Here is a 1423-nt window from a genome sequence, read left to right on the forward strand (position 1 = left end):
GGTCACGTCCGTCAATGAGGTGTAATTTGGGGTGTGGTCACCGGGCTGCATGGTCAGGCGGCCTTGGGTGTAATCTGTAGCGGCTGAGCCTCCTCGATCATTGGTGTGGCAAGGGCTGCCATGCCCTCGATCTGCATGTAGCGGTGCTGGAGCTGCCACTCGTCATTCTGCTCGAGCAGGACGGCGCCGACGAGTCGGATGATGCTGTCCTCGTTGGGGAAGATACCGACGACGTCAGCACGGCGCTTCACCTCCTTGTTCAGGCGCTCCAGCGGATTGGTGCTGTGCAGCTTGACCCGGTGCTGCTCGGGGAAGGTCATGTAGGCCAGGACATCGTGCTCGGCGTCGTCCATGCAGGTTCCCAGCTTCGGCCAGCGGGTGCGCAGTTGGTCGGCGACCTGGCGCCAGACCTGGGTAGCGGCCGCATGATCGGGCTGGAGGAAGACCTGCCGGATGGCGGCGGCGACCACGGTGTTCTGCCCCTTGGGCACGTAGGCCAGTGCGTTGCGCATGAAGTGGACGCGGCAGCGCTGCCAGGTGGCGCCGAGCACGCGGGTGATCGCCGCCTTGAGCCCCTCGTGGGCATCGGAGATGACCAGCTTCACTCCCTTGAGGCCGCGGCGGGCCAGGTCCTTGAGGAAGCTCGACCAGAACGGCTCGGCCTCGCTGGGACCGATGTGCAGGCCGACGATCTCGCGCTTGCCCTCGGTGTTGACCGCGACCGCTATTATCGCCGCGACACTGACGATACGGCCGCCCTCGCGGACCTTGAGGTAGGTCGCGTCCAGCCAGAGGTAAGGCCAGTCGCCCGCCAGCGGCCGCTTGAGGAAGGCGTGCACGCGTTCGTCGATGTCCTTGCACAGCTTCGAGACCGAAGACTTGGAGATGCCGGTCATGCCCATGGCCTGAACCAGCTCGTCGACGCGCCGGGTGCTGACGCCGGCGATCCATGCTTCCTGGATCACCGAGACCAGCGCCTTCTCGACGGTCTTCCTGGGTTCCAGGAAGCCAGGGAAGTAGGCCCCGGTCCTGAGCTTGGGGATCTTCAGGTTGAGCGTGCCGAGCCGGGTGTCGAGGCTGCGCTCTCGGTAGCCGTTACGCCAGGTCGTGCGGTCGCCGGATCGCTCGTGTCGGCCGGCGCCGATCACGCCGTCGACATCGGCCTCCATGATCAGCTGCAGCACGCTCTCGGCAATGCTGCGCAGGAAATCGCTGTCTCCGGTCTTCGCCATCAGCTCGGCAAGCGGTAGTCTGTCTTCGGTCATCGGGATCAACTCCTCGGGTGGGTGTGACGTGTGGAAACTCCACCTTACCGATGAGCCCGGTGGCCACCGAGATCGAAACTGCTGGTGGTGGGGCATGCCCCACCACCAGCAGCACCTAAATCTCCACCGAAAATTACACCACGAGCGCGGACGCTAAC

At 64.8% G+C, this 1423-nt stretch carries 1 protein-coding gene; it reads right to left on the reverse strand.

Annotated elements, in window-relative coordinates; all coding sequences use genetic code 11:
- Nucleotides 1-53 precede the first annotated feature (53 nt).
- Entirely contained in the window at nt 54-1265 is a 1212-nt protein-coding gene (locus AX703_RS19620) for an IS256 family transposase (RefSeq protein ID WP_058456888.1), read from the reverse strand.
- Nucleotides 1266-1423 lie beyond the last annotated feature (158 nt).

Source organism: Novosphingobium sp. CCH12-A3, assembly GCF_001556015.1.
Classification (GTDB): domain Bacteria; phylum Pseudomonadota; class Alphaproteobacteria; order Sphingomonadales; family Sphingomonadaceae; genus Novosphingobium; species Novosphingobium subterraneum.